The sequence below is a fragment of the Mesorhizobium sp. M2E.F.Ca.ET.219.01.1.1 genome, from assembly GCF_004016445.2.
In the GTDB taxonomy this organism is placed as follows: domain Bacteria; phylum Pseudomonadota; class Alphaproteobacteria; order Rhizobiales; family Rhizobiaceae; genus Mesorhizobium.
On the sequence record NZ_SADT02000253.1, the window covers coordinates 1 to 289 of the forward strand.

A 289-nucleotide genomic window follows, 5' to 3' on the forward strand; every position below is an offset into this window, starting at 1 on the left:
CTTCACGACGCTCGAGGCTCATGCCGATGGCAGGGTTGCCCTTGTGATCGGCAATTCCGAATATCGCAATATTCCGGCCCTCAAGAATCCGGACACGGACGCCGCGAATGTCTCAAAGACATTGCGGCTGGCTGGCTTCAATGTGTTCGTTGCCAAGGACGTGACAAAGCTCCAGTTCGAGGAGAAGTTCCGCAACTATCTCGCCGCGGTCGACGGCGCGGATCTGGCCGTCGTCTATTATTCCGGCCACGGCTTTCAGATCGGCGGCGAGAATTTCCTCATCCCGGTC

1 protein-coding gene is annotated in these 289 nt (G+C 57.8%); it reads left to right on the forward strand.

The window, feature by feature from the left end:
- Positions 1–289, forward strand: a 289-nt coding sequence (locus EN862_RS35730; protein WP_135913347.1) for a caspase family protein, incomplete at both ends; no start/stop codon positions are given.